Source organism: Escherichia sp. HH091_1A (assembly GCF_030295175.1).
Taxonomy (GTDB): domain Bacteria; phylum Pseudomonadota; class Gammaproteobacteria; order Enterobacterales; family Enterobacteriaceae; genus Escherichia; species Escherichia coli_F.
Genome location: NZ_AP025747.1, coordinates 456,962 through 472,004, shown reverse-complemented (window position 1 = coordinate 472,004; position 15,043 = coordinate 456,962). Strand labels below are relative to the sequence as shown.

Annotated in this window: 12 protein-coding genes; 4 read left to right on the top strand and 8 right to left on the bottom strand. The window is 50.2% G+C overall.

The window, feature by feature from the left end; all coding sequences use genetic code 11:
* Positions 1-28 precede the first annotated feature (28 nt).
* Positions 29-1,123 carry a surface-exposed outer membrane lipoprotein YaiW gene (yaiW, locus tag QUF14_RS02190; RefSeq protein ID WP_000092052.1) on the bottom strand — a complete coding sequence of 365 codons (1,095 nt, stop codon included), beginning with the start codon at positions 1,121-1,123 and terminating at the stop codon, positions 29-31.
* Positions 1,124-1,135: 12 nt separating this feature from the next.
* The gene (sbmA, locus tag QUF14_RS02185) at positions 1,136-2,356 is read right to left on the bottom strand and encodes a peptide antibiotic transporter SbmA (protein WP_001353414.1); all 1,221 of its coding nucleotides are present in this window, start codon (positions 2,354-2,356) and stop codon (positions 1,136-1,138) included.
* Between the two features lie 351 nt (positions 2,357-2,707).
* On the opposite strand from sbmA, the gene ampH reads away from it, so the two are divergent.
* Entirely contained in the window at positions 2,708-3,865 is a 1,158-nt protein-coding gene (ampH, locus tag QUF14_RS02180; protein WP_286333291.1) for a D-alanyl-D-alanine-carboxypeptidase/endopeptidase AmpH, read from the top strand.
* Here the strand turns inward: ampH and iprA are convergent, their stop codons facing one another.
* Both iprA and QUF14_RS02170 read right to left on the bottom strand, forming a co-directional pair.
* Positions 3,866-4,489: a hydrogen peroxide resistance inhibitor IprA gene (iprA, locus tag QUF14_RS02175; RefSeq protein WP_024211937.1), complete on the bottom strand. Its 624-nt coding sequence runs from the start codon at positions 4,487-4,489 to the stop codon at positions 3,866-3,868.
* Positions 4,490-4,574: 85 nt separating this feature from the next.
* The gene (locus QUF14_RS02170; protein ID WP_000556429.1) at positions 4,575-7,562 is read right to left on the bottom strand and encodes an autotransporter outer membrane beta-barrel domain-containing protein; all 2,988 of its coding nucleotides are present in this window, start codon (positions 7,560-7,562) and stop codon (positions 4,575-4,577) included.
* 525 nt (positions 7,563-8,087) lie between these two features.
* Between QUF14_RS02170 and hemB the strand changes: the two genes are divergently transcribed.
* Positions 8,088-9,062, top strand: coding sequence for a porphobilinogen synthase (gene hemB / locus QUF14_RS02165; protein WP_001295337.1), 975 nt, complete (start codon positions 8,088-8,090; stop codon positions 9,060-9,062).
* A gap of 39 nt (positions 9,063-9,101) precedes the next feature.
* Here hemB and tauD read toward each other — a convergent pair whose 3' ends face one another.
* The 4 genes from tauD to tauA are packed head-to-tail and all read right to left on the bottom strand — an operon-like array spanning position 9,102 to position 12,516.
* On the bottom strand, positions 9,102-9,953 hold the full coding sequence (gene tauD, locus QUF14_RS02160; RefSeq protein ID WP_000004061.1) for a taurine dioxygenase: 852 nt from the start codon (positions 9,951-9,953) through the stop codon (positions 9,102-9,104).
* Positions 9,950-10,777, bottom strand: coding sequence for a taurine ABC transporter permease TauC (tauC, locus tag QUF14_RS02155; protein WP_000114591.1), 828 nt, complete (start codon positions 10,775-10,777; stop codon positions 9,950-9,952). Before tauC ends, tauD begins: the two co-directional genes overlap by 4 nt.
* Positions 10,774-11,541, bottom strand: a complete 768-nt coding sequence (gene tauB / locus QUF14_RS02150) for a taurine ABC transporter ATP-binding subunit (RefSeq protein ID WP_000939337.1) — start codon at positions 11,539-11,541, stop codon at positions 10,774-10,776. The genes tauC and tauB overlap by 4 nt, the downstream gene beginning before the upstream one ends.
* A gap of 12 nt (positions 11,542-11,553) precedes the next feature.
* Positions 11,554-12,516: a taurine ABC transporter substrate-binding protein gene (tauA, locus tag QUF14_RS02145; protein ID WP_001018413.1), complete on the bottom strand. Its 963-nt coding sequence runs from the start codon at positions 12,514-12,516 to the stop codon at positions 11,554-11,556.
* 302 nt (positions 12,517-12,818) lie between these two features.
* Between tauA and QUF14_RS02140 the strand changes: the two genes are divergently transcribed.
* Together QUF14_RS02140 and QUF14_RS02135 are read left to right on the top strand one after the other, a co-directional pair.
* Positions 12,819-13,448, top strand: a complete 630-nt coding sequence (locus QUF14_RS02140) for a response regulator transcription factor (RefSeq protein WP_000621909.1) — start codon at positions 12,819-12,821, stop codon at positions 13,446-13,448.
* On the top strand, positions 13,448-14,989 hold the full coding sequence (locus QUF14_RS02135) for an MASE1 domain-containing sensor histidine kinase (RefSeq protein ID WP_052953566.1): 1,542 nt from the start codon (positions 13,448-13,450) through the stop codon (positions 14,987-14,989). The genes QUF14_RS02140 and QUF14_RS02135 overlap by 1 nt, the downstream gene beginning before the upstream one ends.
* Positions 14,990-15,043: the final 54 nt, after the last annotated feature.

Here is a 15,043-nt window from a genome sequence, read left to right as displayed (position 1 = left end):
CCTTATCTGGCCTGGCGTTCCCTTTTGCTTACTGTTTCATACAACGCGCCCGCCGTTCGTCTACGCGCTTCGCAAACCAGGCCGTAGTCAGATTGCGGGTAATTTTCGGGCTTTCCAGTTGGATGCCGGGCAACATTTCGCGGGGTAGTGATCTACCCGTTTTCGCTTCGGCAAGTTGATAAACTTTCTTGTACAGCGCCGTCTCCTCAAAAGAGAAGCTGTCCCCTTTCTCTAACTGACGTCGAATTTCGCTGTCGCTCATCCCCAGTTTGCCTGCCAGTTTGCGCGTTGCCAGCTCTGTTTTCCCAGGTTCTTTACTGTCGTAACGAATTAAATCACCGTCCAGCGCCAGCTTTATGCCAGTGGCCTTACTGACCGCGTTCTGAAAAGCGGCATTACGGCTGGCGTACCAGCCAGCGTTAAAATCGGCAAAACGGTATATCGGCGCGCTATAACTGGCGGGATAATTCAGTAAATGGTAAGTACCGAACCACAATCCGCCGCGGCGACTGAAGACTTCCTGACGGACTGTACCGTCCATTTTCCACGGATACCCTTTGGTATGCTGTTCGGCAAACGCAATGCTGACCTGCATCGGTCCACCGGTACGTACCGGATTAAGCGAACCAAACAGCGTCTGCCCCATTGGCACCATGCTGATCAAATCGTCAAAAATCGCGCTTAATTGCTTTTCTGTACGCACAGAATCTAACCGCTCACTATAACTTTTGCCGTTTGGCGATTTGATTTTTAGCGCGGTATGAACCAGAAAAGCAGGGATGTGCATCCGTTCGGCACGACGGTCAATCTCTTGCCATGCTATCTTGCTTAAGCCCGGAACGGGCGGATCTGCCTGATAATTTGACTCCTGCTGCGCCACCGCCAGCACCGAGCAGACATTTTCCAGCGTCGGTGCCAGCCCCTGACTTTCAAACGTGGTGGCAAGATCTTTCGCCCAGGCATCGCGGTCTTTCACGCTCGCGGGCATCTTCTGCCGCACGACGCTCGCCACATCTATCGCTTTTTCGCCCTTTTTCAACGGTTGCGGAGCCTGACTACTACATCCTGCTAAAACCAGAACCGCCAACAACGAAAGCGAAGATAGATGATTGACGCGCGACATTACTTCTCCTTTTTAACTCAAGGTATGGGTTACTTCCTGAATTTTGTCACCATCCAGCTCATGTTCAAAGCTGCGCAGACGTTTGTAGATAGACATCAACTCAACCAGCGTGGTCCATGAGTTAATCAGGTACTGAAAAGCACCGCGAACCTGACCAAAAACGTTGGTAATCTGCGTCATCAGGCCGAGCGTAATCGTACCGGCAACAATCGACGGAAACAGCAAGAACAAACCGAAAACGTTATCGACCTGCAAATAGAGAATGCGGGCGATGTTGAAATACATATAGTGAAAATAGAGGCGGAAATAGTTTTTCCGCACGGCGCTAAACAGCTCGCGTACCGTAGGCGGCGTCGCGCGCGATGCATCGTCTTCACCATAAACCAACTCTTTACGGTAGGCAGCCTCTACACGCTGATTTTTAAACTCCAGTCCCGGCAGTTTGATCCCTACCACTGCCAGCAATCCGGTCCCCATCAACGACCATACGATAGCAGCAATCACCAGACCATACGGAATATGCCCGACAATCGGCAGCTCTGGCACATGCGCAGAGAGCGTTACCAGTACCGGCAGGAAGGCGATCAACGTCATAATAGCGTTGATAAAACTGACGCCCATATTCTCAAGCGTTGAAGCAAAACGCATGGTGTCTTCCTGCACACGCTGGGCGGCACCTTCGATATGACGCAGTTGTTGCCAGTTCGCCATGTAATATTCGTTCATCGCCGTACGCCAGCGGAACACGTAGTGACTGACAAAGAAGTTGTTCAGCACACTGATCACCACCGCGATCAGCGCAATCCCCAGAAAGACGCCCACTTCGCGGTAAAATTGTTCGATAGTGACTTTATGCGGCGAACTTAGCGCAGTTTGAATCAGATCATAAAACGGCGCATACCAGGCGTTGACGGCAACTCCAACTTCCACCAAAAACCAGGTGACGAAGATAATCAACGCAGTACCGAGTATTGACCAGTATTGCCAACGATGCGGGCTATAAATAAACCAGAACAGTGCAAAAAGCCCTACGCAAACAATGTAGTAAGCGTAAAAAATCAGGAAATCTAACGACCAGAAACGCGCGGCGCTAATTGGGATCTGCCCGGAAGCGCCGGTGATGCGCGCCACCCAATCCCCCCCACCGGCTTGCCAGAAGATAACGGCAATCAATGCCCAAACAAAGGCCGAGAGAAAAAACGTTCCCGGCTTTGGGAAAAAAGACTTAAACATATGCACTCCTGCTAACTTCTTATCGTTTTAACAACCGCTGTGTATTAACCGCATGACCGCTACAAAGAATCAGCCAGATGAAACCGCCCATTGTGACCCATAGCAAGGCGCATAGTTCGCCAGCCTAACCATAAGAATTGTTTCGACGGATTTCACAAACCTAAGATTGTTTACATTAGCGGATTAACACGCGCAGGATCACAAATGCAGGCATTGGTGAGCAGGAAAAAGATCGTGTTTACGCGCCGTTACGTTTTTAACACTATTATTGCACTAATTCGCCCTTTGCAATCCATCAATGAGTAGTATAAATACGCTCAGTTACCTTCATTCAATCTATGGACACCACCGTTGAAACGTAGTCTGCTTTTTTCTGCCGTGCTTTGTGCGGCGTTATTGACCCCCGTCCATGCGGCGCAGCCGATCACTGAACCGGAGTTCGCCTCTGATATTGTCGATCGTTATGCCGATCATATTTTTTATGGCAGTGGTGCCACGGGGATGGCGCTGGTTGTTATCGACGGTAACCAGCGCGTCTTTCGCAGTTATGGCGAAACGCGCCCGGGTAATAACGTTCGCCCGCAGCTGGATTCGGTCGTGCGTATTGCTTCGCTCACCAAGCTAATGACCAGTGAGTTGCTGGTGAAATTGCTCGACCAGGGGACCGTGAAGTTAAACGATCCGCTAAGTAAATATGCTCCACCAGGCGCACGTGTGCCGACTTACAATGGCACGCCTATTACCCTGGTGAATCTGGCAACCCATACCAGTGCCTTGCCACGTGAACAGCCGGGAGGCGCGGCACATCGTCCAGTGTTTGTCTGGCCAACGCGCGAGCAACGCTGGAAATACCTTTCTACGGCGAAGCTGAAAGCCGCGCCAGGCAGTCAGGCGGCATACTCTAACCTTGCGTTCGACCTGCTGGCAGATGCACTGGCGAATGCTTCCGGCAAGCCTTATACCCAGTTGTTTGAAGAGCAGATTACCCGTCCATTGGGGATGAAAGACACCACCTACACTCCATCGCCGGATCAGTGCCGCCGTTTAATGGTTGCAGAGCGCGGTGCCAGTCCGTGCAATAACACGCTGGCGGCAATTGGCAGCGGCGGCGTCTATTCCACGCTTGGCGATATGATGCGCTGGATGCAGCAGTATTTGTCATCTGATTTTTATCAGCGCAGTAACCAGGCAGATCGCATGCAGACGTTGATTTATCAGCGAGCGCAGTTTACAAAAGTGATTGGCATGGATGTCCCCGGCAAAGCGGATGCGCTTGGTTTAGGCTGGGTATATATGGCCCCGAAAGAGGGTCGTCCAGGGATTATTCAGAAGACAGGTGGTGGTGGCGGTTTCATTACCTATATGGCGATGATCCCGCAGAAGAATATTGGCGCATTTGTGGTGGTCACTCGTTCGCCATTGACGCGCTTTAAAAATATGAGCGATGGCATCAATGACCTGGTGACCGAACTGAGCGGGAATAAACCGTTGGTCATCCCCGCGTCCTGATTAATACTCTGAAGGCAAACGGTTGATAGCGACCAGTTTGCCTTTATTCATTTCGATATAGCCGCCTTTACGTAAAGCAGCGAGAACTTCTGCGACGACAGAACGCGATATGCGTGTACGTTGATGGATATAATTCATCACGCCAATACGTGAGCGCAATTCTTCATTCCAGTCAATCATTGATAATAACGTGGCGCGGATTTGTTCGTAGGAATTATGTCCAATGAGCTGCACATCGCGTAATTCCAGAATTCTATTTTGCCAGGCTAACCAGTAAAAAGCGTCTCGCCAGAGTTGATTTTGTTCAATAAGCGTAATGGTTTGTTTGGCTGGCAGATGATATCCCGTACAATTTCCTTCTGATATTAATTTGTATGGTATATCGTTTTTCATCAATCCATCAGCCAGCCCCATAATAAAAGGTGCCAGGGTAATACCGATAAGTACGTTTTCTTCTCTACGCAGAGATATAATGCCTTCTAAAATAACGAAAGTATCTTCGCTATTGACATCACTTGAAAATATAACTTGCTTTTCATTATTAAACTCGAAGCGCGTGCCGTATCTGGACAAACATTTATCGAGCTTACCAAATTCCTGAAGAGGTTTAACTACAGATAACATTTGCGCGTCCTTTGCAGTAATGCCCGTCAAATCCTTGACGGGCATTATTTAGATTAAATTACCTATTTCTTCGGAGTGAAGAATATTACCAGGTATATTTAACACCCACATTCGCGGACCAGTCTTGATCTACGTCACCACCACCGAGGTAGTTAGCATCGGTATAGGCGCTGAAGTTCTTGGTGAAGCTGAACTGAGTACCCAGACCAACACGTACCGCAGACCCTTCAGTACCGTTATCGATGGAATCACCGTTCACATCGTTATCGTTGTTAGAGTCGTCGTAGACGTAAGCCAGTTTGAAGTACGGAGTCAGAGCCTGGTCTTCGCTGTAGGTGAAGGTATAACCTGCATCTACACCCAGTTCATAACGCATGCTGTCGTAAGACTGACCGTCAACTTTCATGTCGTTACTCAGCTGGTAGTCATCACCAGACTGGAACAGACCAGAAATGCTGCCGTAAGGAGTCACGTAACCAGCATCACCCAGTTTGAAGTCGTAACCGGCTTTCAAACCGAAGCCCCAAGCGTCAGAGTTGGTGCTACCGTCAACGTAAGTACCGTTGCTCATGGTTGCAGACAGGTCGTTGTTGAAGTGAGAGTAGCTCAAGCTACCATCAACAAAGACGTTGTTCGCGAAGTGAGCAGAAGAGTAGATGTAGGCAGTCTGGCTGTCTTGATCCACCTGACCAGAACGGTCATTCATATCACCTTTAGCGAAGCCTGCAGCCGCACCGACGATCCACTTAGCGTTGTTACCGTCAATTTTGGTATCAACACCGACCATGATGCCGTTAACATCCTGATCATAGTTGATGGTGCCGTTGTCGCCGTTGAAGTTACCACCGAAGTAGCTTACCCATGCGCCGCCGTTATCAGCCAGACCATGACGAGAGTTGGTCAGACGAGTACCAACGGTGTCTTGTTCCAGGTTCCAGATATTGGTGTTTGCAGACGGGATGCTCAGCGCCATGTTAGCGTAGTCGGTCAGCTCCATCTGTTGCAGAACAACGGTGTTACCGCGCTGCTCAGCCTGATAGGTGTATGCACCCAGGTCAGCTTTGTTAGCAGCAGAGAAGGTCGCGTTGGTATTAACGTCGTTTACATAGATAATTTCTTTATCTTTGTAATCAGCGATAGCGCCAGCGCCTGTTGCGTTGTCGATACGAACTTTATAGTTACCGGTTGCAGCAACAACGTTGTCTACAGAGCTGTTATCCAGTTCAGTACCATTGTCTACATCGCCGTTACCGTTGATAGTCAGGTGACCATCAGAGTTCATAGCAACAATACCGTAACCGTAGTTAGACTTGGTAGTATCCCAGGTACGGTCGTTCACAAGATCAGCGTTCAGAACATAATCGCTGCTGTTGATGTCGAACACACCAGCAACTACGTTGCCGTTGTGGTCAGCGATGTTGCCGCTAGTCAGTTCCAGTTTATCTGTACGGAAAGCTTCAGTATCGAACTGATCAACATTCACATCCAGCACACCACCGTTAGTTACGGTGATAGTATTGGTATACAGATTAGAATAATTATTCCAACCAGTAGATTCGGTTAAATTAACGGTACTGTAGCTATCAACAGTCAGGTGGTCTGTAGCAACCACGCCATTTGCACCAATATTCAGTGAAGAACCGTTGGTTAAACCAATGGTATCTGATACCAGAGAGGAATCAGTAACATTTACCTGAGAGCCATTATTTACAGCTAATGTATCAATTACTGAACTATTAACGGTATTCCATTCTGAACTATTGTTCAGTGCTACGTTAAATACGCCGCTCTGGAATACTTTGTTGTCAATAATACGGCCCCAATCATTAGCTTCGATGGTGGCACCAGGGGTCAGGCTGTTCGGCGCAACGTCATACATATCTGCCGGAGCAATTACTTCAGCACTCATGTTTGCTGAACCAACCCACTTACTACCGTTATTCAGAGTAATGTTCAGTTCGTCAACGTTCTGAGCGTCATCTACCCAACCGCCGTTGGTATCAAGGACGCCGTCGCCGTTGCTGTCATGACCGGTGGAATAGAAGAATACGCCATCGTTATTCCAGTGACTTGTAAATTCGACATCACCCAACAGAGTTGAATGGTCAAAGTTTACATTGTTTTTCATGGAATAATTTGAGCTAGCATTGTCAGTGAATGACAGTGCTACGTCATTCTGACCACCATCACCAGCGTAATCACTTGGTTCATCAGATTTACCAAAAAAGCCATTGCTTTCTTCCAGCGGAGTCTGTGATCCTGAAGTTACAGTGGAGTTAGACACATTAATGTTGTTGTCCCACTGATGATATTCGCTAGTATAAGTTGTGTTGCTTGTATTGCCTTCAGACAGCGCAATACCAGCAACACGGGAGTTGTTGGTAATATTGATATTGCTTTCAACATCAAGATTTACTGCAACACCCAGAGCGGTATAGAACGTTTCATTGGTTGACTTAGATTTATCACCATCAAGATATGTGTCAGTGAAGTAAAGCGCTTCATAGTCATCATCAATGGTGGAATTGGATACGTTCAGAGTGAATACATCACCATCGTACCAATTGTAGTCAAGGTCAGTAGTGGTTCCATTATGGAAAGTGTAGCCGTTATAAATCTGTGGTGATGTAACTTCACCTTTCTCATTAACTTTTTCAGGCGTAATGCTGTAATAACCAAATGGCAGTTCAGAGGTGATTGCCCCATGAATTACTGAATTGCTGATATCTACCTGGTTAACAGAACCGCTAGCGTAATCATGATTCAAGTAATAAGTAGAAATGGTACCGTTAACGGTATCGCCTTTAAAGACGGTATCGAAATCACCATTGGCATTGTTATAGTAAACAAAACCATTGTAAGTTACGTAGTTACCATCTGAACCCATCGGGTCCATACCGCCAACATCGGCAATTCCATCATTGTCAGTGTCATACGGCCAAACTAAATCGGTCGTGGTGTTGTCATGATACCCCCAGGTATCATAGTTTGCTGCATTAGCCTGAGAGGTGATAGCCAGAGTGCAAGCCAATGCTAATTGTGATACTACAAGTTTCTTTTTCCAGGAGTGCATTTGTCATCCCTCCTCAGGGACGTAATAAGTTGATCCATCAATTATCAATGCATAGAAAACATATTATGTTTCGCGTTTACGATTATGCGGCGTTATAGAGGAATGGTTCAATTATTCTTTCCCCTAAGTCCGATTGCGGACATATATAAAGCACGTGAACACACATAAAGAAACAAATAACAAAAATACATTATTTCAATAGGTTAATGAAAGCGCCAATTTTAAAACATAGACCATAAAAATATAAAACAACCAAACCAGACAAATAATGTATCAATAAGCAATGAACTTTACGCTATTCACTTTTTGAAAACGTCACCAAATCCCCAAAAACAATAATCTATAGCTATAAATAAAAATTAAAAATATTTTCAATGAATATAAATTTATTGCTATTTCTATTACAAAGATGTCCTGACCTCTCATTCATTCTCTTCTTGTCAACATCGCGACAACTTTCGTAAAACATCCCCACCCTGCTTCAGGTATACTATGCCCCTCGATTCCACAAACATCAGGCAGACCATGACAGATTTAATCCAACGCCCTCGTCGCCTGCGCAAATCTCCTGCGCTGCGCGCTATGTTTGAAGAGACAACACTTAGCCTTAACGACCTGGTGTTGCCGATCTTTGTTGAAGAAGAAATTGACGACTACAAAGCCGTTGAAGCCATGCCAGGCGTGATGCGCATTCCAGAGAAACATCTGGCACGCGAAATTGAACGCATCGCCAACGCCGGTATTCGTTCAGTGATGACTTTCGGCATCTCTCACCATACCGATGAAACCGGCAGCGATGCCTGGCGGGAAGATGGACTGGTGGCGCGTATGTCGCGCATCTGCAAGCAGACCGTGCCAGAAATGATCGTTATGTCAGACACCTGCTTCTGTGAATACACATCTCACGGTCACTGCGGTGTGCTGTGCGAGCATGGCGTCGACAACGACGCGACCCTGGAAAATTTAGGCAAGCAGGCCGTGGTTGCAGCTGCTGCAGGTGCAGACTTCATCGCCCCTTCCGCCGCAATGGATGGCCAGGTACAAGCGATTCGTCAGGCGCTGGACGCTGCGGGCTTTAAAGATACGGCGATCATGTCGTATTCGACCAAGTTCGCCTCTTCCTTTTATGGTCCGTTCCGTGAAGCGGCGGGAAGTGCATTAAAAGGCGATCGCAAAAGTTATCAGATGAACCCAATGAACCGTCGCGAGGCGATTCGTGAGTCACTGCTGGATGAAGCCCAGGGCGCAGACTGCCTGATGGTTAAACCAGCCGGAGCGTACCTCGACATCGTGCGTGAGCTGCGTGAGCGTACTGAATTGCCGATTGGTGCGTATCAGGTGAGCGGTGAGTACGCGATGATTAAGTTCGCCGCGCTGGCGGGTGCTATAGATGAAGAGAAAGTCGTGCTCGAAAGCTTAGGTTCAATTAAGCGTGCGGGTGCGGATCTGATTTTCAGCTACTTTGCGCTGGATTTGGCTGAGAAGAAGATTCTGCGTTAATGATCATTATGCCGGGTTATCCAACCCGGCATTTCCCCCTCACCCCGCCCGATAAAACGGAATATCCCCAAGAATCGTCGCCCGATGCATAATCCGCCGCTGTGGCAGGTAATCCGCATTGGCATAGTGCTGAGTCACGCGGTTATCCCAAATCGCGATATCATTTGGCTGCCAGCGCCAACGTACCTGAAACTCCGGTTTGGTGATATGGGCAAACAAAAAACCTAACAAGGCTTCGCTCTCTTTCTCGCTGACATCAACAATTCGCGTAGTAAAGCCTTCATTCACAAACAGCGCCTGTTTACCGCTCACCGGATGCGTTCGCACCACCGGATGGAGCAACGGCGGATTTTTCGCGACCGCCTCGCGCCAGCGTTGATGCTCCTCCTCCGTTTTGCGGTATTTGTATTCCGGGAACGATTTACGGAAATCATGCTCCGCACGCAGCCCGCTCAACAGCTGGCGGAAGGGAACAGAGAGCGCCTCATAGGCCGCAATGCCGCTGGTCCAGAGCGTATCGCCGCCAGTCGAGGGTAACTCTTTCGCCGCCAGAATCGCCCCTGCGGGTGGCGTTTCAATAAATGTCACATCGGTGTGCCAGTTATCGTTATCCGGCGGATTATCGTTATGAGTATCCAGTACGATGATCTCCTCAACCCCTTCGGCATGAGGGTAAACAGGATGAATATGCAGTTCGCCAAAACGCTGGGCCAGCGCGCGTTGCTGCTGCGGTGTAATGGCTTGTTCACGCACAAATACCACCTGATGGCGCAGTACCGCATGGTAAAGCTGTTCAAACTGGTTATCACTTAACGGGCGCGTCAGGTCGACACCCGAAATTTGTGCACCGATATACGGCCCCAGCGGGGTAATGCTCAGACGTTCACTCATTGTACTTCTCCATGCCAGGGCGTCAGGCGGCGCTGTAACGCGCGCAGACCCAGCTCTAAAAGAAAGGCGATAATCGCAATCACCGCGATCCCCGCCAGCACCACGTCAGTCGCGAGAAACTCACCCGCTGACTGAACCATAAATCCTAAACCGCGCGTTGCAGCAATCAGCTCCGCCGCTACCAGCGTAGACCAGCCCACACCCAGACCAATGCGTAATCCGGTGAGGATTTCCGGCAGCGCGCCGGGTAAAATAACAAACCACAGCACCTGCGCACGGCTGGCACCCAGCGACTGGGCGGCACGAATGCGAACCTGCTGCGCGCTTTTCACCCCCGCCAGCGCCGACATCGCCACCGGTGCAAAAATCGCCAAATAGATCAGTAAGATCTTCGAGGTTTCACCAATACCAAACCAGATCACCATCAGCGGCAAATAAGCCAGCGGCGGCACCGGACGATAAAGCTCGATTACCGGATCGAGAATGCCGCGCACCGTCGGACTTAGCCCCATGGCGATCCCGACCGGAATACCGATCAACACCGCCGCAATTAACGCCAGCACAATGCGCGTCAGGCTGGCGGCCAGATGCTGCCACAGGGTGGCGTCCATAAATCCCTGCGGCCCGGCAATGGTGAGCAGTTTTGCCAGTACCTGTTGCGGCGGTGGCAAAAACAGCGGGCTAATCAGGTGCAGCGCCGCTACCGCCCACCATACAGTGAGTAAAACAGCTAACGTGCCAATGCTTAAAGTGACCTGACGCGAGAGCGGCCAGCGCCATTTCAGCCGCCGCGAATGCAGTTTTTCATTAATAAGCACACTCATGAGAACGCCTCCCGTTGCTCAAATACGCGGCTTAAAACATATTCGCGCATGGCGATGAATTGTGGATCGGACTTGATGCTGCGGCTCGACTCTCCCGCAACAAAGCGGCGAGCAAAGTTGAGCGGCAGCCGCTCCAGCACGCGGCCAGGGCCGGGTGAAAGCAGAACCAGTTCAGTCGCCATAAACACCGCTTCTTCTATATCATGGGTAATCAACAACACCTGCTTGCCCGTCTCCTGCCAGAGTTTCAGCAGCAGGGTTTGCATCTGGTCGCGGGTGAAGGCGTCCAGCGCACCAAACGGTTCGTCGAGTAATAACAGCTGGGGATTTGCCGCCAGCGCGCGGGCAATCCCTACCCGCTGACGTTGACCGCCGGAAAGCTGCCAGATGTAGCGTTTTTCTGCGCCTTCCAGCCCCACTTTTTTCAGCATCTGGTGCGCGATTTCTAGTCGCTGCATTTTCTCAACACCTGCCAGTTGCAGGCCGAATGCCACGTTGTCCCGTACATTGCGCCACGGTAGCAGCCCTTCATTCTGAAAAACTACGCCACGCTCTGCTCCCGGTCCCTCAATGCCCTTACCCGCCAGTTGAATGCTGCCATGCTGATAAGGCACAAAACCGGCAATCAGATTCAGCAGGGTGGTTTTGCCGCAGCCGGACGGCCCCAGCACCACCAGTAGCTCGCCGCTTTCCAGCATCAGGTTGATATCTTCCAGCGCCGGTTTGCCGCCATAATCGGCATAGAGATGAGAGATTTGCAGCATCTGCGCCTCCTTTTATTGCACGAAGCGCGAGGTAACGTACTGGCTGTAATCATTCGCTACAGCCGGGACTTTGCCCTGCTCTTTCAAAAACTGCGCGGTGTCGATGATCGCTTTGTTCACCGGTCCGGTCAGTTCTGCCGTTTGTTGCTGCGGTGTCAGATAGGTATTCCCCTTCACCAGCCCCGGAACGTCACCTTCCGGCACGCCGCTTAAACGCGCCAGCTTGCTGATGTTTTCCGGCTGTTTCAGCCACGCGTCTGGGTTAGCAATGTACGGTTGCTGAGCATCGATGGCGCTTTTAGCGAACGCTTTCACGACTTCAGGATGTTTCTCGGCAAAATATTTGCGCACTACCCAGACGTCCAGTGTCGGCGCGCCCCACTGCCCGACCTGTTCAGAATCGGTCAGCACCTTGCCATCTTTTTCCAGGGCGTTAACCGCCGGTGCCCAGACATAAGCACCATCAATGTCTTCCCGCTGCCAGGCGGCGATAATCGCAGGCGGCTGCAGGTTCACAATCTCCACTTGCCCGGGTTTAATGCCCCAGTGTTTCAGCGCCGCCAGCAAGCTGTAATGCGTGGTGGAGATAAACGGTACGGCAATGCGTTTGCCAATCAGATCTTCCGGTTTGCTGATGGTTTTCTTCACCACCAGCGCTTCGGAGTTACCCAGTTTTGACGCCAGCAAGAAGACCTCAATCGGCACCTGTTGGCTGGCTGCAACCGCTAATGGGCTGGAACCGAGGTTGCCGATTTGCACATCGCCAGAAGCCAGTGCCCGCACGATGCTGGCCCCGCTGTCAAACTTACGCCAGTCCACGGTCGCCCCGCTCTCTTTAGCAAAGGTGTTATCAGCCTGAGCCACTTTCGCCGGTTCAGCGGAGGTTTGATAGGCCACAGTGACGTTCACCGCCTGTGCCTGAAAAGCGATGAATGCCAGTGCGGCAAGAAGTGTGTTACGCGATGAAATTGCCATGATTGTCTGCTCCCCTGTCTTGTTATGGGAGCAGTATTTCGTTGCTGGTCAGTTTGATAAAGGAATTAAAACGTCTTGTTAAGAACAAAGCGTTTTTAGAAAAAAACTGGCAATGGTTAGCGAGTTTACGCATTTTGCAGCTTGGGCGAATGTAGCATGCCGATTCACAAACCAGATCAGATGTTCGCTCTCCGGCAAATTATTGCCATTTTGTTACATCCATTCCATATCTGTCGCTGGTTGATTGCCAGCGACGCGCCGTGATGCATGATAGGAGAATGAGATAATAAGAGAAGAAAAGTATGATTAGGGTTGTGCTGGTGGATGACCATGTGGTGGTGCGCTCTGGCTTCGCACAGTTACTCTCTCTGGAAGACGATCTGGAGGTCATTGGTCAGTACAGTTGTGCCGCGCAGGCATGGTCGGCATTAACTCATAATGACGTTAATGTTGCCGTCATTGATATCGCCATGCCGGACGAAAATGGCCTCAGTCTGCTTAAGCGCCTGCGTGCACAAAAACCGCAATTTCGCGCCATTATTCTTAGCATTTATGACGCGCCCACCTTTGTGCAAAGCGCGCTGGATGCCGGTGCCAGCGGCTATTTGACCAAACGCTGTGGGCCGGAAGAGTTAGTACAGGCGGTGCGCTCGGTCGGGCTGGGCGGGCATTATCTCTGTGCCGATGCAATTCGGGCTTTACGCGGCGGCGGGCAACCTGCCCAGGCGCTGGAAATTCTCACCCCACGAGAACGTGAAGTGTTTGATTTACTGGTCAAAGGAGACAGCGTTAAAGAGATCGCCTTTAAACTCGAACTCAGTCATAAAACGGTACATGTGCATCGCGCCAATGTGCTGGGAAAACTGAACTGCCATAGCACCATTGAACTGGTACATTTTGCGCTCGACCACCATCTGCTGGCGGGGCATTAATGTCGCGTAACCTTCGTCATTGGGTGATTTCGCTGTTTATTGTGCTGGCCTGGGGAAGCGGCTGGCTGATGTTGTGGACGCTCAGCTTTTATCTGACCAATAACGGTCAACAGGCAGTGTTATTTCTGCCGCACGGAGTTTACCTCGCTCTTCTTATTTTGCTCTCTCGCCGTTACTGGCCTGCGTTGGTGCACCCCCCTTTGCTGATGATGTTCTGGCTGCACAGCGAGCAACTGTTGAACGGCTATCTCATGCTGGCAACGCCGGTTATTAGCCTGCTTCCTGCCATCCTTGCACAAAACGTCTGGCACCGTTTTCCACTTTACTGGCAGCGTCTGACGTTGCTGTTAGCCTCAGTAACAGCAGCTTCATTGCTGAATACAGCCATGCTAACCCCTTTTATGTCAGGCCCAATAATGCTGCCCGGTCTGACCTCATTTACCGGCGGCGTATTGTTGACGCCGTTTGTCTATCTCATCTTTGAGTTTCTGCGCCAGCAGCATCGCTATCAGCTTCTGAGACTCGATACGCATAATCCCCCCTTGCGAACCTCTTTAATCATCTGGTGTAGCCTATTTTTTATTATTGGTATCGGCACCCAGATGGTGTTGTCGCCTGAAATCGAACGCCTGCTGCTGATCGTGGTATTTCTACCCAATGTGGTCATGGCCTGGAAATTTGGCTGGCAAGGTGGCGTACTCTCGGGGCTTTTGGGCAGCATGATGATCACTATTGCCCGCCAGATTGGCGTGGGCTTTAGTAACCTGGTGGAACTGGAGATTTTTCTCGCAACCCAGGCATTGCTGGGAATTGGCCTGGGCATTGCCATCAGTCGCCAGCAACATCTGGCGCTAAACCTACATCATTACCGTCAGCGACTGGAGGCAGAACTGGCAGCACGGCGGGCATTGGCTGAAAAGCTGATCCACACCGAGGAAGACACGCGTAAAAGCCTGGCTCGCGAGCTGCACGACGAAATCGGTCAGAACATTACCGCCATTCAGATCCAGTCGCAACTGGTGACGCGGGCACGCGATCCGGCGCAAGTTCATTCCGCAGCTAGCCAAATCAACGAACTCGCCCGCCGCATTCATCTCTCCACCCGCCAGTTGCTGCGCCAGTTGCGGCCACCCGCGCTTGATGAACTGACATTCCGCGAAGCATTACTTCATCTGATTAATGAATTTGCCTTTAGTGAACGCGGCATTCATTGCCAGTTTACCTATCAACTAACCACCACGCCAGAAAACGAAACGGTTCGCTTTACACTGTATCGGTTATTGCAGGAGTTACTCAATAACGTCTGTAAACACGCCGAAGCCAGCGAAGTGACGATTATTCTGCGCCAGCAGGGAGAGATATTGCACCTGGAGGTCAGCGACAACGGTATAGGAATCGCCAGCGGGAAAATGACCGGATTTGGCATTCAGGGGATGCGTGAACGCGTCAGTGCCCTGGGCGGCGACTTAACGCTCGAAAAACATAACGGTACGCGGGTAATTGTTAACCTGCCCACATTTTTGCAACAAATCGCCGGATAACCAGGAAAAAGTCTTAGGCATCCCGGATTTTCTCTCATCCTCTTTCACTTTCAT

Excerpts from the sequence above, each read along its gene's own strand:
- yaiW (WP_000092052.1), bottom strand. The coding sequence starts at position 1,123 with ATGTCGCGCGTCAATCATCTATCTTCGCTTTCGTTGTTGGCGGTTCTG.
- sbmA (WP_001353414.1), bottom strand. The coding sequence starts at position 2,356 with ATGTTTAAGTCTTTTTTCCCAAAGCCGGGAACGTTTTTTCTCTCGGCC.
- iprA (WP_024211937.1), bottom strand. The coding sequence starts at position 4,489 with ATGTTATCTGTAGTTAAACCTCTTCAGGAATTTGGTAAGCTCGATAAA.
- QUF14_RS02170 (WP_000556429.1), bottom strand. The coding sequence starts at position 7,562 with ATGCACTCCTGGAAAAAGAAACTTGTAGTATCACAATTAGCATTGGCT.
- hemB (WP_001295337.1), top strand. The coding sequence starts at position 8,088 with ATGACAGATTTAATCCAACGCCCTCGTCGCCTGCGCAAATCTCCTGCG.
- tauD (WP_000004061.1), bottom strand. The coding sequence starts at position 9,953 with ATGAGTGAACGTCTGAGCATTACCCCGCTGGGGCCGTATATCGGTGCA.
- tauC (WP_000114591.1), bottom strand. The coding sequence starts at position 10,777 with ATGAGTGTGCTTATTAATGAAAAACTGCATTCGCGGCGGCTGAAATGG.
- tauB (WP_000939337.1), bottom strand. The coding sequence starts at position 11,541 with ATGCTGCAAATCTCTCATCTCTATGCCGATTATGGCGGCAAACCGGCG.
- tauA (WP_001018413.1), bottom strand. The coding sequence starts at position 12,516 with ATGGCAATTTCATCGCGTAACACACTTCTTGCCGCACTGGCATTCATC.
- QUF14_RS02140 (WP_000621909.1), top strand. The coding sequence starts at position 12,819 with ATGATTAGGGTTGTGCTGGTGGATGACCATGTGGTGGTGCGCTCTGGC.
- QUF14_RS02135 (WP_052953566.1), top strand. The coding sequence starts at position 13,448 with ATGTCGCGTAACCTTCGTCATTGGGTGATTTCGCTGTTTATTGTGCTG.